Consider the following 25,571-nt stretch of genomic DNA (forward strand, 5'->3'; position numbering starts at 1 on the left):
CTCCTTACTTTCGTTTAAGAACACTGTTTTTGTTGAATCTGCTATAGATAAGGACAATAACGCTTAAAAAGACAATAATGATAAGAAAATAAATCCATGCCAAGGCGCTGTTAAAGCCGTACTCCCCCTGGTTTAGCCCGATCAGATTCATAATCGGATTAAACGGATAGGTGAACAGATCCACTACGGTATAGATCAAATTTAGCAAAACGAATGGAGACAGCGCAGGCAGCGTTATTTTCCAAAACATTTCCCACGGAGAAGCGCCGTCGATTCTGGCAGCCTCGTAGGCAGAATTGGATATTGTTTGCCGGCCAGCGAGAAAGATCAAAATTTGCACGCCGGAATACCAGAGCACCAAAACAAACCGGTTGAGCACGGCTTTAACCGAATCGCCCCAAGGGTTGTTGCCAAGCATCATGTCCAAATAACTGCCTAGCTCAAACCGTTCCAAAAAGCCGAGGCTGCCCTCCCCCTGATTCACCAGTTCTGTGAGCACGTAGCCGGAAGAAAATATGACAGGGAGAAAGAAAATAGCTCTGAACAAAAACCGGCCTCGTAAATTCTGGTTGAGAAGAATCGCGATCATCAGTGAAAAAACAATTATAATGGGAATCATGATGAATTCTTCACGAAAGAAAGGGAGCATTTGATCGTAAAGCGCCGAGCTTCCGAACAAAATCTCTTTATAATGCTTCAAGCCGACAAATTCATAGACCATCCGGTTTGGCAGCACCTTCATGTTATGAAAACTCATATATAACGAGAAGCCAAGGGGAAAAACCATAAAAACGGCAAATCCCAGCAGCCATGGCGACATGAACAGAAGCCCTTCCAGCTTGCGCTTCGATTTCGCATTCATTCTTCTGCTCTTTCCCATCTCAGCTTCCCTCCTTTATTACTGCAAAATCCTTTGCTTGTACGGTCACGCCTTCGAAGGCATACGGTGTATCCTTATAATTTACTACGATCCGTTTGCCGCTTGAATACGTCGTTTCATACACGCCATCCGTTATCTTGCGGTGACCGGAAATAAATGCATTCCGTACGTCACCGAGCGCTCCGTTAAATTTCTGATAGGCGGTTACCATCTGCGTCGTCCAGTCCCGGTAGTCGGTGCTGTAATATCCTCTTAGCGAGTAAGTCTCGATCAGACTGCGGGTTGGTGCATAGGTGATAACGAAAGACGGCTCTGCCCCATATTCGATTGCTTTCAAAAAATCGATAATATAATCATCACTTTCGTTAGCATAACCGAACGAATAAGAGATGAGACCATGCATAGCGATCTGGGCAAAAGGAACAGCTTCATCAATGAATAGATCCTTGGAATAATCCGCATTTCCACTACGCATGTGTGAAACATACGGCATTACATAACTGTTGCCATTAGAAACTTGCACTTTACCCAGCACTTCTTTTGTTTCTTGGAAGATTCGTTCCTGTATAAGCCGGGATTCCGTGCGCGTGACTGCATGCTGATCATTATAATCGCTATTGACGATGGCGCCGATGGCTGTCCCAAACTGAAAGCCGTCTGCGTTCAACGACTTCGCTTTTGCCAGATCATTCAAGATGGTTTTCTCCACAAACTTAGGGCTGACGAATGTATTCCTTGTCTGACTGCCCCAGGTGCGGTAGTCGATAACGGCTTGCCCCAAATCCCGCAAACCGTCCCGGCTCTTGCGAAATCCGCCTCTTCCTGTATTGTTGTACGAATAATGCTGTCCATTCAGATAAACCGGGAAGCTTTTGGAATGAGCATAATCAATAAACTCCTTCATTCCCTGGTTGCCGCCGATACCCGAATCAACTGGAAACGGGCCGCCGTATTTGCTGTATCCGCCATTTTGCCAGCCTGTATAAACGATCGAAAGATGGTCGATGCCAAGACCGTTTAGCTCGCTGACTATACTTTTGGCTTCATCCGTCGTCGTGAGCGGCAAGTAAGAATCTGCCAGGAAGCCTCTTTTCGTATCTGCAGCAAGCAAATTCAAGTGCAGTGGTATAGGGCCGTCCAAGCCTTCTGCCGGTTTAACGCCGGCTTCATCTATTAAGTAATTGCGATAATATGCAGCCATATCGGCGTATTGCGGCTCCTTGTTGTCCAAGAAGTAATAACGCGTCCCCATATCGGAGTGAATGCGTTCTTCGCTGTACACTGTTATGCCCCACCATCTTTGCGTATTGGCCGGCTGCACATATTTGAATCTGTACTGGAACTCCTGCGTCACCCAGTTGTACTGGCTAAACGCTTTGGACGGCGCAGCCAGTATATTAGCGTACTCAGCCCCATCGTGTACAATCCCGATCATCGCCTGGCTGCCGGATTTGATGCCATACACTGGCATTTTAATCGGCAGGCGAGTCGACAAGTTGCTATTATAGCTGTATGACCAGTCCTCACCGTAAATTTTGCCTTCATAAAGGCTTGAGCTCGGGGCACGGTCACTGCGGAAACGTATAAGTGCTCCTGAACCGTCTGGAACGAGCAGATAGCCGTCCTGACCGCCGGAAGTTACAGCGCCAAGAAAAGGGTATGGCTGAATAGAAACAAGCCGTGACATTGGATCTTCCTTTTCTGTGCTATCTTTGCCATCTACAAGCCCGCTGTCGATAATTTTCGTTTCGACGTAGTCGTCATACAGACGCACTTCAATTGGAATAACGAAGCCCAGCTCTGGAAGTGAAAACTCAAAGCGGACCCCGTTGTCTAAATGCTCGAAGCGGGTAATGGAACCTCCCTGCTCAATAAAATTCGTTTCTTTGAGCAAATCCTTCCGCACATTGAATTCCACATAGCGGAGAATGAAGGGAGAACGCAGGCGGATGTTCCATGCAGCAGCATTTTCTTTTTCCTGCCAGCCTTCTGGACTTGCGAATGACCTCCAAACATGCCCCGTCCTTTTATCTTTTACGATAAAATGACCGGTTTCCGGGCTTGCACGAAGCTCCAAGTTGCTGTTTTCAGCCGCAAGGCTAAAGGTGCTTTCATCAGGAAAACCATCTTCCGCAGCTTTTCCCGGATCTGCAGGGCTAACTTTGCCCTGCGCAGAATTATTTGACACGACAGGAGATGACAAACCAGATTGTTCCGAATATTCAGAACCTTTTTTCCACGTTTGAATCGACAAATATGCATAAACCAATATACAGAGGATCGAGACGATCATGAACAGCTGAAGACGATTGGCGCGGACAAATCGTATCACATCGATACCTCCTGATAAATCGTTTGAATGAAATTAATAGTTTCTGAAAATAGTCCAGCAATAATAAAGAGAAGCACCCAGAGCATTAACATTGTAAAGGCGGTAAGCAGCACATTGACCACCGCTTCCCAAACGGTATAGTTTTGCAGCGCCTGAATTTTCCAAAAAAATAACAGAGCGCACCAAATATAAATCGCGTATTGGAGAAAGTGATAAATCGGCTCTTCGTTGAGCGTCATGACATTGGAAACCAACGCCAATGGAATCGCGAATAAAACGAAAGGAAATAAAGCATACGCCCCGCCGACAAAAACATCCTTATATCTTGCTTCTCCATGACGGATCGACCCAACCAAATAATTGCATATGACCCAAGAAAGCCAGATTGCCCCTCCCGCGAAAGCAAGCGTTATGCCGCTTCTTTCATTTACGGGATAAGGATTAAATGTGAAACTAGTCAAATAGACATTTCCCAACATGGCCGCTATGCTAAGGAGAAGTATAATGCCAGCGCTCCAATAGCCGCCCATGTTTAGAAAACGTAAATCTACAAAGCCGTCAATAGGGTGACGCATAATCGTAAAGGCGTGTCGCAGCTGATTGATAATCCTATATTTGCGCCAACGGCTCAGATACAAGACTAATCGTCTCCAACCAGGCTTAATCAGCTTTTTTGTTGCCTTAAATAAAACGAACAGTACGACGATCAAGGTCGCAAATAATGAGAAATTTTGTTGAAACCACTCCAGCCGGAGCCGCCAAAACGCTTCGGAATATCCGGTTTCACTGCCTGCCTGCTGATATAATTCCAGTGCGTTTGTAAAATCTTCACTGTAATAAGCGGCATCAGCTAACCCTTTGTAAGCCGGAGAAAAATGTGCATTTATGCGCACGATCTCCTCCCAGTCCTTCACGCTTTCCGCATACTTCCCTTCCTGCATGAGCCTGAAAGCCCGGTATACCGTCTCCCCAAACGTGGTCGGCTTAAAAGCCTGAATCAGGTTCAAGTTATCGTCCAATATGAATAGCTCATTTTGGGAATTAGAGGCAATCGCCACAGGGCTTTGATTGAGCCCTGCGCGAGGCACGCCTACCGATACGGGACCCGCCCAAAAAAATAGCAATTCTCCGTTCGCGTCATATTGGTATATAATATTTTTCGTCTTCTCAATCGCCGTCAAATTGCCAAAACGGTCAACGGTTATATCGGCGAATTGCGGCAGCGGCTTTTGCTGCGGCGGCACCTGTTCCCTCTCAATGACATAATTCATTTCGCCGAAGCTCTTCTTGCCCCACAGGTTATCGCCCCGAATGTTCAGCTTTTTGATCTGCTCTGTTTCCGAGGCGGATACCGAGTACAAATAGCCCTTCTCATCAATATGGATGCTGCTGATCGCAGCAGGCAGCAGTCTTTTTTGACGGCTTAACTGTTCTTTTGTGTAAAAATTTTTTTTAATGCGGTCCATTAAGGATGCCTCTGTCCAGTTTGTTCCGAAAAATCCATAAAAACGGCCCTCCGGATCGAACTGTACGATTCCCTGATAACTTCCCCGAGGAATGACGTAAACAAATCCTCTCCTATCAACTGAAACACCCGAAGGCTCATATGAGAAGGATTCGTCGATAAAACGAGATTGTGGCTTCGCATATTCATGCACGAGCTGCCCCGATGGATCCAGCCGAATCACTCTTTTATTGCCGGTATCGGCAATAAATATATCTCCCTTGTCATCGACGAACACGCCTTGCGGACTGTTCAACGGGCTTTCCGGAACGGTTATAACCCGCATTACATTGCCTTCTGGATCCAAATGAACGATCCGATTATTATCGGTATCCGCAATATACATTTCGTCCTTTGCATCGATAAAAAGATCCTGCGGCCTCTTTAAAGGAGAATAAACCTTCCCCCCGTTGCCGTCGTCAATATAGATATTTTGCGCAATGACCCCGGTTGAGGCATACGCCGGCTGTGTGCTTACAATACGATCATAACTGTCTACCGTATAGGTGTAATAAGGCTCTTCCGCTCCAGCCGTCCTTGGCAGCATTAGGCATCCAACGACGATCAGGACTGTCAGCCATTTTCTTTGCATCTTCCTCACCCTGAACCTCCTGAAAACTTGGCTTATTTGATGCCTGAATGCGCCATCGTAGCAATCACTTTCCGCTGATAGAAGAGGAAAATGAGCAAAGAAGGCAAAAACATGATCAACGATCCTGCGGCCACCGCTCCTTGCCGGGCAACAGCATTGGCCAGATTGGAGGTGAGCGTGCTCAAATAGAACGGCAATGTTTTCATCGAATCATCCTGCATAAACAGATGCGATGTTTCCACATTCGACCATGCCGACTGAAAAGCCAGAATGGTAATCGTGGCCACAGCAGGTTTTACAATAGGCATAACGATGGTCATAAATATGCGAAATTCGCTTGCGCGGTCAATTTTTGCAGACTCCAGCAGCTCGTTTGGCACTTGATCAATAAACTGCTTTAATAAAAAAACGCCGACGGGCATAGCGATTACAGGTAATATATGTGCCCAGTAAGTATTCATAATGCCAAGGCTTTGAACAACGACGTACCTCGGAATCGCGATCGTTTCAGTTGCAAACAGCAAAGATGCGATAATCGTCCCAAAAATAAGCTTCGAGCCTGGAAAACGATGCTTCGATAATGCAAAGGCGCATAACGCCCCGGTTGCGACCATTAATACCGTGGACAACACCGTCACGACGAGACTGTTGAAGATATACCGTGACACTGGGATGAAGGTGCTCTGCGTCATAGAGAACAATTCCAAGAAGTTTTGCAACGTTGCATCCCTTGCGATAAAGGTCGGCGGAAACAGGAACAGCTCATGCAACGGCTTGAACGCATGGTTAAAAATATAGACCAGCGGCAGCAGCATAAATACGGAGAGCAGGGCAAGCAGCAGCATAATGATCCATTGGACACGGCTTGTATTGCGCAATGAGCGGGCCATAATTTTCCCACTATCTTGCAATTGCCTGGCCGCATATTCCATCTTTGAACGCACTATACCCCCTCCTTCGTACCAAATAAATAACCGAACAATTTGCTTAAACCGTACATCATCAATAGAAGAACAACCGCAACAGTGCTGGCATAACCGAGTTCAAAGCGGATAAAGGCATAGTCATCGATATGATTCATCATGAGCTGTCCCGCATAATTAGGTGTCGGATTGCTGCCTGATAATTGCGCCCCTATCCCCCCGGTTTTTAAAGTATGAACAATCGACATAATCGCAGCGAACAGCATTTGCGGCTTCATTGATGGTATCGTAATATACCATAGCTCCTGCAGATTGTTAGAGGTTCCGTCAATTCTTGCCGCCTCGTACAGTTGCTTGTCGACATTCAATATGCCAGCGAGAATTGCCAAAAAACCGATTCCCATACTTGCCCAGATCGCGACGATAATCATGACCGGAAGCAGCCATTTTTCATCGAGCACAAAAAATATCGGCTGGTGGATAATTCCCCATTTCAATAAAAAGCTGTTAATATAACCCGTTCGATCTCCTGTAAACATCACTTGCCATATCACGACCATGGCGATTCCGCCCGTGAGCGAAGGCGCATACATCGCTAGGGCGAAGCTCGTACGGGGCAAACGCGGCAACTGGGCAATCACGGCAGCCAGCAGGAAGGCGCACACATAACCGAGCGGACCGACAAAAAGCGCAAATTTGAATGTGTTAGGCAGCACATGCTGCAGGAAAACGGTGTCCTGCGACAGCAAATTTTGATAATTGCGCCAGCCGACCCATCTCGGAAATTCAATCGTATTAAAGTCAGTAAAACTAAGAAATATGCCGCTAATAACAGGAATCATAATAAAGATAACGAACAAAAGATAAAACGGTGCAATAAAGAGATAGGACAATCGATTCTTCCAAATTTCAATCATCGTTATTCGGATGGAAGAGAATAACCTTGCTCCTATCCCTCTACTTGCAGTCAAGGAAGCCTCATTGGCAGGAGAACGTGTTTGCGAGTTAACGGACATCGATGTCAGCTCCTTTCCACGGCTCGGTAACTTGAGGCAGCTTCTGAGTCTTGAGTACTTTTCCGTTATGATCGATAAAGTCAAATTCAAGCTGCTTTCTGGTCAGCTCGCGATTAATTTCTCTGACTGCCTTTTCCAGCGAAATGCGCGGGTTTTCAAGTGCGGTAGTGCCTCCCCCGCCCGAGATGGCAGAACGGTTCCAAGCGAACGAAAGCTCACGTGTCGTCATATACCCTCCGGGGACGCTTGGTATTTCTTTAATCCATTGCCATTGTTCAAGAATGATCTTCAGATCGTCCTTCTTCCATGGCATTCGCGCAAAAGCACGGACATTGGCAGAATTCCAACGGAAGGTTTCCCCTCTATATTGCTCCAAATTCATACCGAATTCCGTCTGTACTTCGTCGGAAACATACCACTGCAAAAATTGCCATGCCAGTTTCTGCTTGTTCTCCGGCGTATCCTTGAACAGCATCGCCCCGTTGCCGCTTGCTCCCGACCAGCGGACGAGAGAGCCGTCATCTTTCAACGTTCCAGGTACAGGGGCGATTCCCCATTCATTTAAAATTTCCGGGGCGGCAACGAGCAGCTGAATATACATGTTGAAGTCAGCTACGCCGATCGGCATCGTCCCTCTCCTGAACTGGTTATAGAAGCTTTGAACCTGGCGCTCCATCCCATATACGTTGAACATATCCAGCCACTTTCCAAAAGCGTCGAACGCTTCTGGCCTATTTAGTGCAGTGGACATGCCGTCCGGCGAATAAAGCTCGACACCATTCTGGAAGAAAATATAGGAGAAATCGGCAGGGTCAATATAAAAATTGTATTCATTCTGCAACAGTGCCGGCATCATGGCATATACATCATCCCAAGTATCCGGAACATTTAGTCCAAGCTCGCCAAGAATATCTTTTCGGTAAAACAACACTTTAAAGTTCATCGTCTCCGGCACTGCGTAATAGCCGCCGTCATAATAATAGGGCAGCAGCGAGCCTGGATGATAGCTATCCAGCAGTTCCTTTCCTCCGGGCAGCTCAGATACATCAAGCGCGGCATTGCGCAGCGCCAATTGAAACGGCATATCGCCGGGTATGCCCAGGGCAAGGTCAGGCAGTATGCCAGCTGCTTTGCCCAGCACAAGCAGATCACTTGACTGGATCAAATTGACTCTTACCTTGACTCCGTATTCTGGCGTGAATTTCTCATTAGCCAGCTGCTGCAGTTCATCTACATAATCCCTTCCCCACATCATCCATACGTTCAGTTCATCGTCTTGCTGCTTGCTGAACTGATTCTGATCGGAGAATGAATGGTACAGCGACTTCACCGATCCCGACACTTTCTCGAAGAAGTTTGCGCTCATACGTGGAAATGACCCCTTTGCCGGTACGATAAACAGCTTGTCGAGCTGCAGCGGACTTTCCTGCAGTTCAGTAAGCTGGCCTTCCAGCTTTTCTTGCAATATTGCAATGTTATTGTTTCTATAAGGAATTTCATCCGGCCGCTTGAGCAAACTTTCGATATCTTTCGCGCCCGATTTTAGAGCCTGCGAAACGTTGTTAGCAGCTCCGTTGACAGAGATGATCTGCTCGGATAGTTCTGTCAATTGCTGCTGCAGCTTTTTAAGCCGGTCTGTTACGCCAGGAATTTCCTTTTCAACATTCCATACTCGCAGCTTGTCTTCTCGATTGCCTGTTGCAACGCGTATTTCCCAGGCAATGCTCCTTAATTCCGCGCCCATCCGCTCGAGGCTGGCAACCGCAGTCGCATAGGGTTCATAATGTGCTTCCAATGTAATCGAATGCCTTCCTTGGGTTAAATAAAATTCGTATGGTTTATCATCGTCATCCTGCAGAGCAGCTCTGTGCCATCCCCCCTTATAGGGGAACGGATAATGAACCATTTCAGCAAACGGAACCTCGCCGTCTATATAAACTTTTCTAAAAACTGTCGAGTTTTTACGAAAACCTTGATACGCGCGGAAAGCTATTTTGTACAATCCGTCTTCTGGAACATCGAACTCCCAAGTAACCGACTGCCTCCCTTTATTCCAAGAGTTGCCGCCTACTGTGTTGAATATTTTTGATGTTAAAGAATGCGGGGTCGTTAATGGGTCCTTGTCGTACTGAATTTGAATGCTTGACGAGTTTTTGGCATTAAAGTGTTCGGCTTCAATAACGACAGCTTCATTTTGCTGAGCTTCTCCCGTTGGAACTCCCTCTTTCACTTCACTGTAAGCAGGCAGTATCTTCGGCGGGGCGATCTCAATCTCGCGAATAGCGACTGGCTCTCGCAAGGATTCAAGCCGGATCGTATTTTTCCCCTTCTTCAAACGCCATAGCTGCGGCAGCGCGTAGGCCCCGCCGGAATCGGAGAACGGACTTTTTCTCCATTCTCCCATTTCATTAACCAAAGGACGAATCTGGTTTCCGAACTCATCAAACTCGAATGGCTTGTTGTAGAAGCTTCGTGCGAAAGCGATCGAACGGGCTTCGCGAAACGGATACTCACCGTTTATCCGAGTGCCAAATATGACTGGCTGGTTGCTGCCGCCGTCCTTTTCACCAAAAGGATAATATTCAATGGAAAGTTGATATAACCCCTCTTGTTGTACCTCGACCTCGTATTCCACCCAGCCCTTTTGATTCGGCCATAACAGCACATCGCTCTTCCCTTTGTAGTAGCCCGCTTCCAGCTCGGCATCCGATGAGGCTCGGACATACGAAACTGCAGCAATTTTCTGGTCGCCCGATCCTGACGGGATACCTTCTTCCAGCCAGCTCTTCAACGTTTCAGCATAAAAGGGCTCGAGACTGTCACTCGTATATTGAGCCCGCTCCGTCAAATCCTCCAAAACCGATGATGCAGCTTCGGTATCGGCAGCCTGTTCTCCATGTACGGAACTAAGGAGCCCCGGAGCGCCGCTAATTGTGGCGGAAAGCAGAATAATGGATAGCAGGCCTCCGATCAAACGTCTCCTTATTGCCATCGTTTTCCCTCCCGAGTAAGACGAACATGGCGCTTTCGTCCATCGTCAGTCCGTTAATAACAGTTCTGTATCTTTGTGGTAAAATAATGCTTTTGACATATCCACGGCCACAGTCACTTTCATGCCGTCATCGACCTGATAACGGGAGTCCGCCCTCACCACAAAGTATTTATCCATGCCAATGCTGATATGATAATAGCGATCGGAACCGACGAACTCGTTAAAAGCAAGAATACCGGTTACAAGTGAATCAGAATGGGCTTCCAGCATCGCTTCATCAAAGCCGATATATTCGGGCCTGATACCGAGCACGACAGAACGGTCAATGAGGCGGTGCTCCTTTAATTGATAAGCTTGCTTATCGGTCAATCGCAAGGCGAAGCGAGACGTATGGAATTCAAGCCTTCCCTCGTTCTCCATCAGCTTGCCGGTGATGAAGTTCATAGGCGGATTTCCGATGAAATTAGCTACAAATAGGTTGACCGGTTTGTTATAAACGTTCTCCGGCTTATCCGCCTGCTGAATAACGCCCTTGTTCATAACGACGACCCGGTCTCCCATCGTCATCGCTTCGACTTGATCGTGCGTAACATAGATCGTGGTCACTCCGATTTTTTTGTGCAAGCCGATAATCTCCGACCTCATCTGCACGCGCAGTCTGGCATCCAAATTGGACAACGGCTCATCCATCAAAAATGCTTGGGGCGTGCGGACGATAGCCCGGCCAAGTGCAACACGTTGGCGCTGGCCGCCGGAAAGCTCCTGCGGCTTCCGGTTCAAGAAATTTTCAATCTCCAGCACACGAGCCGCTCGCTTTACTGCAAGCTCAATTTCATGCTTCGGCTGCTTGCGCAGGCGCAGACCGAAAGCGATATTTTCGAATACGGTCATATTTGGATACAGTGCATAGTTTTGAAATACCATGGATATATCCCGATCCTTCGGGGGAAAGTCATTGACGATCGTATCACCAATATATATTTCGCCCTCCGATATATCTTCCAGTCCAGCGAGCATGCGCAGCGTCGTCGACTTGCCGCAGCCGGACGGTCCGACAAATACGAGAAACTCTTGATCCTCCACCGCCAGATTGAAATCATTAACGGCCAGCTCCCTATACTTCCCATACCGTTTATAAACATGGTTGAACAATATTCTCGCCAATGTAATCCTCCCTCTTACCGTCCATTCCTTCTAGTTACTGTACTGGGCCATAGCATCCTTCACTTTGCCTGCAGCCTCTTCTTCCCACTCTCTTAGGAATTTAACGATATCCATGTCTGATTGAACGAATTTTTCGATAGCCTCAGCTCTGTCGATGTAAGCATCCCACGGGCTCTTGCGCGGATTGTAAGTCGCGCGGTTTTTGTTAAATATAAAGTTCGCATCCATGTTCTTGCCCTGGAAGCCTGGTACATCAGCTGCCCATTGCTTCACGATTTCCATATCGGAAACAGCTGGAGTCGCATGAGCCGGCCGAATCATTTGAAGCTGGATGTCAGGCGAATAATATTCAGCCAATACGCGGAACGCATCGTCCTGCTTTTGACTGTATTTGTTGATCGTAATTGGCGCATTGCTGCCGACCGGCGTCAAGGTAGGCTGATCTGGCCATACCGGAATCGGTATCATATCCACACTTTTCTTAAGACTTTCGTTTTCTTGCCAATCAGGCGCCAGAAAGTTGTGATTTTGCAAAACCATGGCAGCGCTGCGCTCCATGAACATATCTCTGCCGCGCGCTTCCTTGATTCCAGGAATGCTATATAATCTTTTTAGAAACTCGAAATGCCTTGTGAATGCCGGATCCTTGGTCAGTCTCATTTCACCGGTATCAGGATCAGTCGCATTCGCCGGAAATTCTTCTAATGGCGCATAGGCCATCGTGTCGAATAAGTGCAGTCCAATATAGGTCTTTCCGTCGCGAGTTGTCGTCAATCGTTGTACCAAATCCAGTAGCTCGTCCCACGTCATCGGGGTTTGTGGATCCGGATACGGCTCTCCGAACAAATCGAATACTTCTTTATTGTAATAAAGCGTTTGGCCGCCAAGGCCATCTGGCAAGCCTACCAATCTGCCTTTCGTATCAATCGCGCGAACGTAAGCAAGCGCAAAAGGATTGACGATGCTTTCTTCGAAGTTGTGTTTCTTCATCAACTCTTCAATTGACATAAGCGTGTCCAGTTCTTCAAGCGGCCGCAGCCCATGATTGGCGACTATAATATCTGGTATCGTTTTGGAGGCAAATAATTCCTGCAGCTTTTCCTTTGTTCCATCCACTTGTACCATTCTGACGTCGATTTCGCCCTTCAGCTTTTCTCTGATCCCGCCGAAACGCGCTTCGTATTCCTTCTCCCCCCAAGGCCATGCGATCGTAATGACAACTGGATCCGACGACTTCGGAGAAGCAGTACTTGATGATTCTGGATTTTTAGTCCCCTCCCCTGGTTGATTTTTTCCCGAACAACCCGCCAAAGCTGACAAAACCATGACAAGCACGAAAATAACCAAAACCCCTTTTCTTCTTAATTGCATGTCAAATTCCTCCCTTTTTTTGAATCGAGACATCGCAGGCCCCTTCTAGTAAGCGCTTGCATTTAAATCTTACTAAAATTCATGTAAATGTAGTGTAAATACGATGTAAACAGGGTGTAAGCTTGGAGAGGATTAGAAAACCTTATAATCATGGAGCTTCAGCCATACTGTCAGTCATTGCCATCATTCGAAGTAACCGTTAAGGGAAGGCGGATATTGAACGTCGAGCCCTTGCCCAGCTCGCTTTCTACCGATATCGTACCACCATGAGCTTCCACAAGCGCCTTTGCTATGCTGAGGCCAACCCCGAGCCCTCCGCTATCGCGTGAGCGGGATTTATCCGTACGGTAAAACCGATTAAAAATGAGCGGAATATCCTGCTCCGATATGCCTATACCATTATCTGAACAATATATCAGTGCTTCCTTAGCATTAGATGACATACCGATCTCGATCATTCCTCCAGCAGCTGTATATTTAATCGCATTTGAAATGATATTTAGCAGCACCTGAGTAATTCGATCCTGATCAACATCGGCATAACAGGGTACAAAGGGAGAGTTAAACTTCAAAGTAATTCCTTTTTCATTTGCAAAAAATAAAAAACCTTCGTATGCGGACTTGGCAACTTGTTCAAGATCAATTCGTTCAATATTCAGCTTAAAACGCGCGCCTTCTGCTTCACTTAGTTTTCCAACATCTGCGACAAGACGGGCAAGGCGATCGATTTGTGAATAGATTCTCTGGATGTGTGCTTCTGTAAGCGGGTAGATGCCGTCGATCATCGCTTCAAGTTCAGAAAGAACTGTCGTAAGAGGCGTTCGCAATTCATGAGACAAATCCTGCAGCATTTGCCTGCGCCACGTTTCCTGGCGATTGAACTCCATCAACAATCCGTTAACCGATTGAGAGATGAGGGCTGTTTCCCTGGAGCCTTTTTCCGGAAGCGTGATGTCCCGGTAGCCTTCAGCCACTTTTTCAGCAAACCTGCTGCTTATCCGAATCGGGCGAGCTAAGTTCAGCGCAAGTAAATAACACAAAACACCTGTCACAACTATAAGAGCCGTCACACCGAATTTCAGCCAGATTTGCACATCCCGGTCAAGCTCCTTAAAATACGGCATAAAATGACTGCTGCTATACTCATACACCAGGCTCAAATAACCTATTAACTCGCCATTCACAATATAGGGAACTTCAATCGCTGCAGTATCGTTTGTTGGCGTCAACGCCCCTTTCTCGGCCGAATCGTACCATATCTCATTATGATCAGGAGCAGTAAATCGGAGTGCAACGGAGTAGAGCCTGGACACATTATCAAGCCAAGATTTATCTTCATCTGAAAAAGGACCTTCCTTAATTTGCGGTTTCATCATATAAGCAACTTTGTGGATTTGATCATTCATATACTGATCTTTACTATGATGCAGCATCCGTTCCCATCCTATTGAAAACAGAAAATATATAAATATTAAAAGTACAATAAATAGGCTAAACATAGTGCAAAAAAGAATTAAGTGTGTTTTTAATCGGAATCTTGATTTCATTGCTGCCCCTCATCCACATGGAAATTAAATCTGTATCCTTCTCCTACCTTCGTCGTAATATAGGCTGGCGTTCTTGGATCTTCTTCTATTTTCCTGCGAATGTTTTTAATATGCATGTCCACTGTTCGCCCGTCGCCGATAAACCGATAGCCTAGAACTTCGTAAGATAAATCACTTCTTGAGTAAATTTTGCCTGGTCTTTTAATAAGCACACTCAATATTTTGAATTCAGTTGAGGTCAAGTTTGCCGGCTTGCCATTCACTAAGATTTCTTTTGTTTCGAAATTGACAAGCATTTTCCCATTGTTGAATGTGACCAGCACATCATTGGCAGCACTTAGCATATTCATTCGGCGCTGCAGCGCATATATGCGCGCGACGACCTCCTTCATACGAAATGGCTTCGTTATATAATCGTCGGCACCCAAATTCAGTCCGTGGATCGTATCCTTTTCTTCCGCCTTCGAAGTAAGCATAATGATCGGAACATTGGATTCCTTCCGGATGGCACGACATACTTCTTCCCCAGACCAGCCTGGGAGCATCAGATCGAGAATAATCAGGTCAAATTTCTGCATGGCGTTCATGCGAGCCGCTTCGGCACCATCATTGCACAGTTCCACTTCCCAGCCCTCATTCAAAAAGTAAGATTTCAGAACATTACAGATTGCCGATTCGTCTTCAACGATCAGAATATTCATACAATTCCCCCCCGTTTAAACTGATTAAGTTTGCAAGTTTGCTCGTTTTTTGTCCGAAATTGTAGCCCCCTCCATATTCAACATAATATACCATCGGTTTTTGCACAAGTCTCTTGTTGTTCCAGAACCTTTGCAGCCCATCTCCTCAACCATGGTGCTCTCTTCCGAAGTCAAAAAAATCCTCCTCGCAATGTTCTGAGGAAGATTATCTCATGTCATGTCTTGTCATAGACTTAGAAGTATAATACAGCCCAGCCTCACAGCCACCTGTGAAGCTGGGCTATTCCGGTGAATGATCTCTAAAGCTGTATGCTCTATTGCTTAAATAGTAGCTGAATATAGTTATCTGCATCCCAGAAGCCGCCGATTCTGCCGAGTAAGGAATACTCGTTGCCTCCACTATTGACTTCTACGCCGAATTTGGCTAAGATCAAGCCCTTCTCCTGAATCGCTTGCTGCAAATCGCCATCCATTACGATTTCGAGTTCAAACTCCCATTTGCCATCGGCTACACCTATTGTGTTAAGCGTAGTATTGGTTTTTGCAGCAGTATTGTCAAATACATTCTTAGCATTCATTCCATAATGCTTCGTCATCGCGATAGTATCTTCATCGTCCTTACCTAGCCTTGGCGTCAAGAATACCTCAAACACATCATCATTCCACCAGTCAGCCGAATCCTTCGGACGATCGGCAAACATTTTCTCTGGAACACTAATGGCACCGCGTATAAACAATTTGCTATTGCCATCCCAGGCTAGCGCAACCTCATGCTTATATTTTAAATCAGCACCAGATGTGTCCTTCTCGATAGAATAGCTTGTAATCCCCTTCCAATCATCCAACTGACCGTCCAATGTAATGGCTGCTGACTCAACTTCAAGACGCTCCTTGATTTCGAGAAACTTGCTCGCATTTAAAGCAGGCAGTTTCTCCTCCTCAGATGAAGCAGGTTCTTGTGTGGGTTCTTGTGTGGGTTCTTGTGTGGGTTCTTGTGTAGGCGCTGGTTCAGGATCTGCCATCGTCGTTTCCGGCTGCGCCGTCGCTTCTTTTTCTACCTTATCCTTTCCGCTGCAGCCTGCCAATACTAATGTTCCGATAAGAAGCATTACCCATACTACATTCAATAATCTTTTCATGACCTCTACCCTCTCTACACATAATAAATGAAAAAATGTAAACCTTATTCCTCCCCGTTTAAATAGAGACATCGTCGCCAGTCTTTTTGGTAAGCGCTTGCATTACAAATATTACATTTTTCTTTGTAAATGTAGTGTAAATTCGATGTAAACATAGTGTAAAGCCAGCCCTTATTCAACCATTGTGCTAGTAGAAAAGCAATCGCCCCTGTGGGTTTATTTCGTAAACCTGAACCAGTCAAAACAAATGCCGGAACCAATGGGCGAATCATTAGTGACTATCCTGAAGTTATTGATCCCTTCCGTTAATTTGATCCATGTTGAAACAGTTGTAAAATGACTATCTCCTCCCGTATCCGGCACTTCTATTAACGTACTGTCACCTTCAACTTCAAATGCAAATTGCTGCTGCTTGCTGGCAGACAGGTTGAATTCAAAAAAATAATAACCAGTGTATGGAACGTAGATGTTTTCGTATCTTATATAATCGTTCTTGTGAAGAGAACATGCGGCAGTGATAGATCGCTCGCCATCCAGATAGGTTTCCGTAATTACTCCAGTATTTGGCCCATCCCATTCCTCTTCCTTGTCCACATTCCATTGCATCGTGTAATGCTCGGCTTCTATCGTTTTGGTAAACGGCCCCTGATAACTCCATTTCATCCAGTTCCAGATCACATCCGATTCCACATCCGTCCACAGCACTTTAAAGGAATGGGTTCCTGCGGGCAAATTCACGATATAGCCCTGACTTGCCATGCGCTTCGTACCGCCAGAATCATACAAGCTCAATTCTCCTGAAACATCGACCTCATTCACAAGCAATTTAAACCTTTGCACGGGAGAGCCAGCTGGTGTTGCATATCTCATTTGCAATAGATACGGTCCGCTTTCCGGAACATGGATATTATCGTACTGCAACCAATCTCCTGTATCGATGACGGATACGCCTGCGGTACCATCATTGTCAATAAATTTGGTTGCATGGAGCGATACGTCTGACGAGTGATCAGGACTCTCCGCCTGAATTGTAAAATCATACGGATGCTGTAACGTAAAGCGCATCCAGTTTACATACAATTTATCAGCCGATTCATTGACGATTTTGAATGTGTGTCGTCCAGCCGTAAGATTGATTGGCCTTTCCATCGTCCGAAATTTTAGTTCTCCTCCAGCATCAGGAGTTTTCATCGATCCCGTTGCGTCTACTCCATCGATTTCCAGTCTGAACTTATTCGCTTCCTTGGCCGATACCCTGAATTCAACGGTATACATACCGCTCATTGGTACGTCGATGTTATCGTACTCCGCCCATTCTCCCTTATGCTCCATGTACAATGCATCATATCCGCCATCTGGCGTGTAATAAACGCCATACGCTCCATCAGAACCCGTATAATCCTGAGCATCAATACTAAACTGGGCTCTTGGCTCCGGTGCAGTGTATGAATTTGCAGTTGAAGCTACCGTTATTGCTCCGATTTTGTACATTTTCTCGGTTTCATCGGGCATAGGCAACCGAATTGTTGGATTTCCTGAAGAATCAACCATGGCGATTTGAAGATCATACGTTCCGAATTGGGAGATCGGGCGGCAAGGTAAACGAAGTATTGACATCGTAAAAATCGCCCTTAAACCATTTCCGCTGATCAAAGCTGTAGTCTGTCCCGCTCCATATGATGCTTCCGGTAGACTGATCCGTAAAATATACTTTCAGCGGGTACTGCTTTGGACTAAATCCGACGCCATTATTGGTCCAGGTTTGGGATAACGTAAAGTCTCCTCCTGGTTGAACCTTCGTATTATACGTTGCTTTTGCCAACAGGAAACGGTAGCCGACATACCTGCCTAACGTTGTAAACCATTCGCCATAAGCATTTTTCATAGCATCCCAATCATGAAATGAGACATTGTTGAGTGCTTGCAGATTGGCGCGATAGTCCTCCAATGCGTTCTGGACCACTTTCCGGGGGTTATTGAGCATAAGTATACTGTTATTCCAGTTGGATCCCTCTGCCACCTGAATATGGTCGCGTCGTGTTTTTTTATTCACCCATTGTGTTTGAGTCTTCTTCGAATACCCGGTCCACTTTCCTTCGCTGGTCACAGTATCCGAGCGGAAGCCCCAAAAGGGATTAGCCGCGGCATAATCGAACGCGAATGCTGAATAACGCTTCACTTGTGTATCAGCGTCTGGATCATCGCGGTTCACGGCTGCGCCTGCATTTTGCATCATGACCATAGTTTTATTAAAAGCATTCTTATAGATATCGATGATCTGGCGTAATGTCCTCGTTCTTGTTTCTGCATCGGGCCATGGGAATTGCTGGCCATCGAGCCATCCTGACCACTCGCCAAACAACGAAAATGCCCGCAAATCCACCCAGGCGATACCTGGATGCCCATCGTAACGATCGGCGAATGAGCTAATGGCTTCCTCCAATTCGCTTAAATAAATAGGATCGTAGTATATTGGTTGCTTGGCAGAAAATATACCCTCACCGTATGGCGCCATCCGATAAGAGCAATTTTTAACATCAAACAGCCAAGCGGGCGGATATTCAAACGGAAAACCTGAGTCGGCCGACGCCGGTGCTTCAGACATCAACAGTTGGATTTCAGCCGTCTTTCCCTGTTCGTGAATTTTATCCAGAAACTGATCGATCCTTTTCCAATCCCATTCATTATCGTTCGGCTCGAAATCCGACCACGTTATCAGAACACGAACAATATCCGCATCCTCCGGAATCGACCTCACCCCATGAATTAAATCCGTAACGGCAGGATCGTTTGTAAACTTGTACCCTACCGTATTGATATCGAATGCAATCCCCCTATAAGGATTACCATGAAGCACCTCGTGCGTATCGGTAAAGTAAACGGTAGTCTTATTCAGATCCGCTTGGTCGAAGAGAATAAACATTTTTCCCCAGTCATTGTCATCTTGCTGGTCCATCGGATTTATTTTTGTTTGATCGGAACGGATAAAAATACTTGCCCAGACAATGACAGTCAGACAAGCCGCAAAAAATACAACCAAATACACTTTTTTCACAAGCATTCATCACCCTTCCAAATAAACTTACAATGGCAAGCGCTCCCTTCAATTTTAAAAAATATAGTGTAAATACAGTGTGATTTTCCTGCGAAGTTAAAAAAGCCCCCAGGTCAACAAACGTCCCAGAGGCTCGTACACCTACTACTCTACTAAACCTGACCGCTCAATACTTTCCGTAAAATATTTCTGCCCGAATATAAAGAGGATCAACAGCGGCAGTATAAGCATTAACACGCCCGCCTGCACCTGAATCGAATTTTCAACGGGATTGGAAACCCCGTTCAAATCCTGAATTTTGGCGGGTAAACTGGCGAGCACCATCGACAACGTTACTTTCGAGCTCAGCAGCATGCCCGAAAAATAATAATCGTTCCAGTGCCAAACGATTGAAAATAAAAACACGGTTACGATCGACGTCACCGCATTGGGCAGCATTACTTTGAAATAGCAGCGGAAGGGGCCGCACCCATCAATAAGTGCCGCATCCTCCAGCCCATTTGGCAAACCGCGAAAAAATTGCCGGAAAATATAAATGAACAATCCCGAGCGAATGCCTACTCCCAGCAACGATGGCAAATAATAGATCCACCCCGTATTCGTCAAAGCAATCGTGGGCTTATTGCCAGTAAACCATGCGATTACTTCGGATAAACCGAAAAAATCAAAATAGCGATACTGAGTATAAAGAGGCAATATAATCGTTTGTGTCGGAACGATGATCGTAAATAAAACCATTATAAAAAACACGTTTTTAAATTTAAAATTGAAACGGGCAAAGCCGTAGCCGACTAAAGCGCAAGTGAAAACCTGCAAAACCGCGCTAACTAATGTGAACATGGCCGTATTTGCAAAAACAACTGGAAAATCAATGGCATGATATGTTCTGATCAAATTGTTTATTGTTAATTCACTCGGAATCCATACAATACTCGGGTCATAGTAATCCTTGGCGTTGCGAAATACTGTGCTCGCCATATAAATTAGCGGATACAAAATAATAAAGCTCATTCCGATCAGCAGCACTGTGCGCAGCAGCCATTGGGCAATTTTTCCCGTTTGCCGCAAATATCCTTTTAACGTCACCTTCTCCGTCCCCCGATCTCTATTTTTCGATATAAAACACTCTTCTTGATATAAGCGCCGTCACAACGCCGATTACGATTAGAACGAGTAAAAAATAGACCAAGCCAAGTGTAGATACCGTTTCGTAGTGCATACCGGCTACCAGATTAAATATTTTTTTCATCACCGGATTTTCAAAGTCTGTAAAAGTATCGATTATACTATAGACAGCCACTACTAGAATAAAAGGAGACACCAAGGGAAACGTAATTTTCCAAAAAGCTTCCCACTTCGTCGCACCCTCCAAGCTCGAAGCTTCATACAAATATCCAGGGATCGATTGCAATGCCGCTAGAAACAGTAAAATTTGCACGCCCGATTTCCAGATCAGCTCATAAATCCCATTCACAATGCCCATGAAATAAGAAACCAGTTGCACGTTGAAGCCTGATTGTATAAGCATTTGCATAAGCTCTGAGCTTTGAAACAAATCCGCTCCTTGATTACTGCCCTGCATCGATTGCGCCAGCACATCGTATTTGAGCAAATAAATAACGACTCCAGAAGAAATAATGATGGGCAGAGCAAATATCGCCCGGGCCAGCACTCTTCCTCTAAATTTTTGATTAAGAATAACTGCAACAAATAAACTTAGCACAACGATGATCGAAACCTGATAAACCATATCGCCCAGCGATGAAAAGATTAGCCTGACATTATCGGGATCCTCCAAAAACGTTTTCCTGTAATTTTGCATCCCAATAAATGTAGTCTTCATCCCTTCGCCGCTAATTTGTATCGTAGAAAATGAAAACCATATCGTTTTAATAAACGGCATAAGAAAAAAATAGATGAATCCGATCAGCCACGGCAAAATAAAAATAAAACCGGCCCAAGCCCTTCGCTGCTCAATCGTCGCTGCCACTTTTAACAGTTTCATTTTTTGTCAGCCCCATCCACTACTAAATAGCCTCTTGCTTCAACGGTTTTGCCTTCCACAGCAGCGTTAACCTCGTTGTAATTCACAATAATTCGTATGCCGTTTTCGTACTCTGTCTCATAAACGCCTTGGCGCAGCTGACTGTGTCCGGTTATTCGCTTATCCGCAACCTTGTACAAAGCCTGAAATAGCTTCTTGTACGAGCTGATGGCTGAATCTATCCAATCCTGATAGCGGATACTGTACAAATGACTGTAAGGCGTCCCCTTTAGCAGCGATGCCGCTGCGTACATCCAAGAGTACTGCAAGCTGCTTCCCGTTTCGACTGCCTTTAGCAGCATCGTTTCCGGGTCACTGCTTACATTAACCGCCGGGATAGAATAGGGAATAATTCCATGCAACACCATTTGATAGAACGGAACACTTTCGTCCTCAATATCAAAGCGGCTGGATTCTATCGGAAGCTGAGCCGCATGTGAAGCAAAGGGGAGCGCATAACCGTTTGGCTGCTGCAGCAGGATAGAATACTCCTTATCCTTAAAGCCTTCAAAAACATCTTTCCATATATTAACGGCTGCTCCTCGATCCACACCGCCTTTGCGATAATCGGAGTAAATTTGACTTCCGAGCTCGTTTAACGCCAGCTGAGGAAAAGAAAACTGCGCGTAAGACTTCATAAACTTACGAATAGCTTCCGGCATTTTTAGCGGCGATAACAAATATTGCGGCTTCACCTTGCTGTCAATTTGGTATGTGCTGCGTAAAAAAGCATACTGCGGAGCTGCGAGCTTCGTAACCGCGCTTGCAACATCCGAGCGGCTGGAAAAGCCGTTGCCGCTAGAGCGAAAATACATCATGTCGACGGCAGGATAAAAGGTGATTCGCTGCCGGTCCATATAGGATAGCAGCCGCTTAAAGCCTGCTTCCCCTCCCAGTTTGGAAATCGCCTTGACTGATGCAGGAAGCTTGTTATTGGTCAGCCCTTCATTGGCCCATCCTTTATACTGCAGCACAATATGCTCAATATCAGCCTCCAGCAATTGCTCCGTTATTTTTTCAGCCTGGGCATAGGTCGTTAATGCTTCCATGCTTGTAAACGGCAACCCGAGAAATGTTTTTTGCTTGGCTGCTGCACCATACAGATCCAAAAATAATGGGACCTGCCCTGCCATTGCTGTTTTACGCAATCCTTTCTCCTCTATTAAATACTGCTGGTAACGGCTTGCCATACCACTGTAATTACTATCATCCCCGGTCAAAAAATAAAAATGAAGCGATACTCTTTCCAATTGAGACGCCGTATTCGCAAGCAGTCTGACATCCTTCGCAGCCCAGGTCCGGCTCAGCAGCTTAACTGTATCCAACTGCCTATAAGTAAATTCGCTGTACACTTGATTATATGAAGTGCCTGTACCGCTTACCGATGCGCGTATCGTGCCTAACGCATCTCCCTGATCAACGACGGCAATAAAAGCCTGGCTGCCGTTTTTCAATCCGAAAACGGGCAAGCTCGCTCTTTGCCTTGAAATAATTTCCTGTGTTTGAGTCAGCACATTATCATTATCATAAATTTTTTGCCTGTACGTTTCGTAGCCCGCCTTGCCGTTGTTGAAGTTGATTAATGCGCCTGACCCGTCCGGCACCAGCATATAACCGCTGTCAGCAGTGCTTCCCGCGCCAAAGTATGGCAGGAATCCAATCAGCGTAATCATGCTCTCCGGGTCTTGCTCTTCAATTTCTGAAATGACAATATCCGCTATTAAATGGTCGTTTTCCAGCGTATACTCGACCGGGATCGTAAACTTCTGTTTTGGAAAATGATAGACAGCCTTAAAGCCTCTCTTCGTCTTCTCGATCGCTGCTCCTTTTTCGTTCGTGCTGGAGACGAAATTGTTGACCGTGGAGGCATCTCCCTTGCTGGTCGCATACGTAACTAGCAGCTGCGAGCTCAACTGCATTTTTTGCACGCCTTTGGCAAGCTCATCCTCATCCTTCTTCTCCGGATTGCTCCACCAGCGCTCGCCTGACCGTTTATTCTCTACAACGAACTGCCCGTCTGCAGCATTCATATAGAGGATCAGATTGTTGTTCTCGGCAGCAGGCTCAAAGCCTTTGCCTGCCAAAGCATCCGGGCTGGCTTCCACATTTCCTGCAAAGCAATTCGCTGCAAACAGGGCTGACATCATTACAAATACGGCTATGAACATTCGAACACGGTTCATATAATAACCTCCTTTCCTCGCAGCTAAAGTCGGAACAGCAATTCTTTGTATATGGTATCTGCGAATGCGTAAATCTGTTGAATCACTCCAAAAACTAATACGCCTAAAAATAAAATAAATGACATTCCGGCAACGCTGAACAGAGACGAGGCCAATGTTTTATTGAGTGTGTATTCATGAACTGTACTCATTCCGATTAGCAGCAATGCAAGAGACCAAATATAGGCGACTATCATTAAATATTCGATAAACATACCTTCATCTTTCGTCAAAACGTTGGTTGCGATAATCGAGATTAAGGTTGCTGCAATAATAGGCGTGAGCGCATACGAGCTGTAAATCCAAATTTCTTTGGCCTTGCCCTTGCCGTCCAGCAATGTGCATAATGCCCAATTTGCCGTTACCCACAGCACAAACAAACCTACGGTGCGTGTAAAAATGAGCAGCACATTTAATTGCTCCGCACCTGACGGATTAAAGATAAACCCGCTCCATTGCTGCGCTGCAGCCGTTACTAGAAACCAGGCGGCTATTAAAATGATAGAAACCGGAAGCGACGCTTTCTTGTTCCAGGCAAGCTCCTCAAACCCTTTGACAGGATGGAGAACAATATAAAACGGATAGGCAGCTGCTCCCGGCTCGCGCTCGCTCTTCCCAAGCGCTGCCCTTTGTTTGCGCTTATAATTGGTAAATCCAATGGCAGCCAGCAATAAGCCGATTAAAAGCATAACCAGCAAGGCATTATGGCGCAGAGCCTGCTTGCGGTAACCTTTATAGGCGTCGGAATAGCCATCCATATCGTATCCCCATTTGTAGTACTTCATCGCCTCTTTATACTGCTCTGAGCTATATAGTGCTTTTCCAATTCCCGTGTAAGCCAGCTCTAAATTTCCATTGCGCTTAAGCACTTCGCGCCATAATTCAACAGCTTCCGCATACTGTCCGTCATCGTAACGCTTAACCGCTTCTCTGACATAATGGCCGTAAGAGGTTTGTTTATAGACGGTTAAATTATTTTTGGCTGAATCAACGATAAGCAGCGACTCATTCAAGCCGGCAATTGCTGACGGCGTTTTGAAGCCTCCAGTCTGAGTGCCTAAGCCTCCTTCAATAAACAACAAGTTTCCACTCATGTCATATTGAAAAATTCTTCCCTTTTGCTGATCCAATGAGCTAATAAAGCCTTCATCATCTACAAAAATATCCACGAAGGAAGTCGCCAGATTTTTACCGCCCTCCCATACGGTCTCGAAATCACCGAAGGAACTGGCACGCATCGTATTATTACCGCTAGGGTTAATTTTTTTAATTTGATTGGACATCGATTGCAAATTGCTGATGACGGTAAAAACAAAGTTTTTTTGATCAATATCAAAATTGGCATACTCTATCGGAACATAGCGGGCCATTTTTGAGCGCTGCGTCCGGTTAAGCAGCTTCTTCCAAAAATAATCCTGCAGCATCGATAAGGAAGGCTCAATCCGGCTGCTTCCATAAAAGCCAATAAACCGGCCCTTCACATCGAATGTCAGTGCGCCTTGATAAATTCCCCGGCTTAACACATATATAGTTCCAGATTGATCCACAACCAGTTTAGCAGGCTTGAAATCTGTACTTTCCGAGAGCAGCTCGGAATCAGGCTTTCCAATTTCCTGCAGCAGCCGCCCTGCTTCGTCTATCACCAAAACACGCCTGTTGTCCGTGTCCGCTACATAGATTTTGCCTTCAGCTCCTACAAAAAGCCCGCCGGGATTGTTAAACTGCTCCTGCTGCTCTCCTTTTTGAACATGGTCAATGATATGTTTAACTTCCAGCTTATCGTTAAGCACGATAATCCGGTTATTGCCGGAGTCCAAAACGTAGATTTGCTTACGCTCATCCACAAATACATCTTGCGGATTGCTCCAATTTCCTGTCCCCAGCTGCTCCCCCGTATAGGCAGCCTCCGGCAAATAACCGCTGGGCGCTGGAACGGATTCATTCTGCGCATTATAGCTGTACGCTTTGTAGGGCGCTTCTTTAAAATCGCTTGCCCAAATCGTTGCCGGCTGCATAAATATTGCAGCAGCTAGTATCAAAATGAACCAACACTTGAATTTTTGCATGTTATCCGTCATTTTTTTGCTCT

17 protein-coding genes are annotated in these 25,571 nt (G+C 45.8%); all 17 read right to left on the reverse strand.

Annotated features, from left to right (window positions below):
- Window positions 1-4: 4 nt before the first annotated feature.
- Window positions 5-880, reverse strand: coding sequence for a carbohydrate ABC transporter permease (locus V1L65_RS20815; RefSeq protein ID WP_331701174.1), 876 nt, complete (start codon window positions 878-880; stop codon window positions 5-7).
- A gap of 1 nt (window position 881) precedes the next feature.
- Window positions 882-3,212 (reverse strand): DUF5696 domain-containing protein, encoded by a 2,331-nt coding sequence (locus tag V1L65_RS20820; RefSeq protein WP_331701175.1) that lies wholly within the window; start codon window positions 3,210-3,212, stop codon window positions 882-884.
- A complete protein-coding gene (locus tag V1L65_RS20825) occupies window positions 3,209-5,308 on the reverse strand; it encodes a YIP1 family protein (protein WP_331701215.1) in 2,100 nt (699 codons plus the stop codon). Before V1L65_RS20825 ends, V1L65_RS20820 begins: the two co-directional genes overlap by 4 nt.
- 32 nt (window positions 5,309-5,340) lie before the next feature.
- Window positions 5,341-6,198, reverse strand: a complete 858-nt coding sequence (locus V1L65_RS20830) for a carbohydrate ABC transporter permease (protein WP_331701216.1) — start codon at window positions 6,196-6,198, stop codon at window positions 5,341-5,343.
- A gap of 53 nt (window positions 6,199-6,251) precedes the next feature.
- The gene (locus V1L65_RS20835) at window positions 6,252-7,148 is read right to left on the reverse strand and encodes a carbohydrate ABC transporter permease (RefSeq protein ID WP_331701217.1); all 897 of its coding nucleotides are present in this window, start codon (window positions 7,146-7,148) and stop codon (window positions 6,252-6,254) included.
- Between the two features lie 88 nt (window positions 7,149-7,236).
- Window positions 7,237-10,239: an extracellular solute-binding protein gene (locus V1L65_RS20840; RefSeq protein WP_331701176.1), complete on the reverse strand. Its 3,003-nt coding sequence runs from the start codon at window positions 10,237-10,239 to the stop codon at window positions 7,237-7,239.
- A gap of 45 nt (window positions 10,240-10,284) precedes the next feature.
- Window positions 10,285-11,403, reverse strand: a complete 1,119-nt coding sequence (locus tag V1L65_RS20845) for an ABC transporter ATP-binding protein (RefSeq protein WP_331701177.1) — start codon at window positions 11,401-11,403, stop codon at window positions 10,285-10,287.
- Window positions 11,404-11,433: 30 nt separating this feature from the next.
- Complete coding sequence (locus V1L65_RS20850) at window positions 11,434-12,774, reverse strand: ABC transporter substrate-binding protein (RefSeq protein WP_331701178.1); 1,341 nt, start codon at window positions 12,772-12,774, stop codon at window positions 11,434-11,436.
- 170 nt (window positions 12,775-12,944) lie between these two features.
- On the reverse strand, window positions 12,945-14,207 hold the full coding sequence (locus V1L65_RS20855) for a sensor histidine kinase (protein ID WP_331701179.1): 1,263 nt from the start codon (window positions 14,205-14,207) through the stop codon (window positions 12,945-12,947).
- A 110-nt stretch (window positions 14,208-14,317) separates the two neighbouring features.
- Window positions 14,318-15,022: a response regulator transcription factor gene (locus V1L65_RS20860; RefSeq protein WP_331701180.1), complete on the reverse strand. Its 705-nt coding sequence runs from the start codon at window positions 15,020-15,022 to the stop codon at window positions 14,318-14,320.
- Between the two features lie 314 nt (window positions 15,023-15,336).
- Window positions 15,337-16,161, reverse strand: a complete 825-nt coding sequence (locus V1L65_RS20865) for a hypothetical protein (RefSeq protein WP_331701181.1) — start codon at window positions 16,159-16,161, stop codon at window positions 15,337-15,339.
- Between the two features lie 216 nt (window positions 16,162-16,377).
- Entirely contained in the window at window positions 16,378-17,778 is a 1,401-nt protein-coding gene (locus tag V1L65_RS20870; RefSeq protein WP_331701182.1) for a carbohydrate-binding protein, read from the reverse strand.
- Window positions 17,726-19,222 (reverse strand): DUF4832 domain-containing protein, encoded by a 1,497-nt coding sequence (locus tag V1L65_RS20875; protein WP_331701183.1) that lies wholly within the window; start codon window positions 19,220-19,222, stop codon window positions 17,726-17,728. The genes V1L65_RS20870 and V1L65_RS20875 overlap by 53 nt, the downstream gene beginning before the upstream one ends.
- A gap of 138 nt (window positions 19,223-19,360) precedes the next feature.
- Window positions 19,361-20,302: a carbohydrate ABC transporter permease gene (locus V1L65_RS20880; RefSeq protein ID WP_331701185.1), complete on the reverse strand. Its 942-nt coding sequence runs from the start codon at window positions 20,300-20,302 to the stop codon at window positions 19,361-19,363.
- A gap of 19 nt (window positions 20,303-20,321) precedes the next feature.
- The gene (locus V1L65_RS20885; protein WP_331701186.1) at window positions 20,322-21,221 is read right to left on the reverse strand and encodes a carbohydrate ABC transporter permease; all 900 of its coding nucleotides are present in this window, start codon (window positions 21,219-21,221) and stop codon (window positions 20,322-20,324) included.
- A complete protein-coding gene (locus V1L65_RS20890) occupies window positions 21,218-23,443 on the reverse strand; it encodes a DUF5696 domain-containing protein (protein WP_331701187.1) in 2,226 nt (741 codons plus the stop codon). The genes V1L65_RS20885 and V1L65_RS20890 overlap by 4 nt, the downstream gene beginning before the upstream one ends.
- A 23-nt stretch (window positions 23,444-23,466) precedes the next feature.
- Window positions 23,467-25,560 (reverse strand): YIP1 family protein, encoded by a 2,094-nt coding sequence (locus tag V1L65_RS20895; protein ID WP_331701188.1) that lies wholly within the window; start codon window positions 25,558-25,560, stop codon window positions 23,467-23,469.
- Window positions 25,561-25,571 lie beyond the last annotated feature (11 nt).

Source organism: Paenibacillus sp. IITD108 (genome assembly GCF_036541265.1).
In the GTDB taxonomy this organism is placed as follows: domain Bacteria; phylum Bacillota; class Bacilli; order Paenibacillales; family Paenibacillaceae; genus Pristimantibacillus.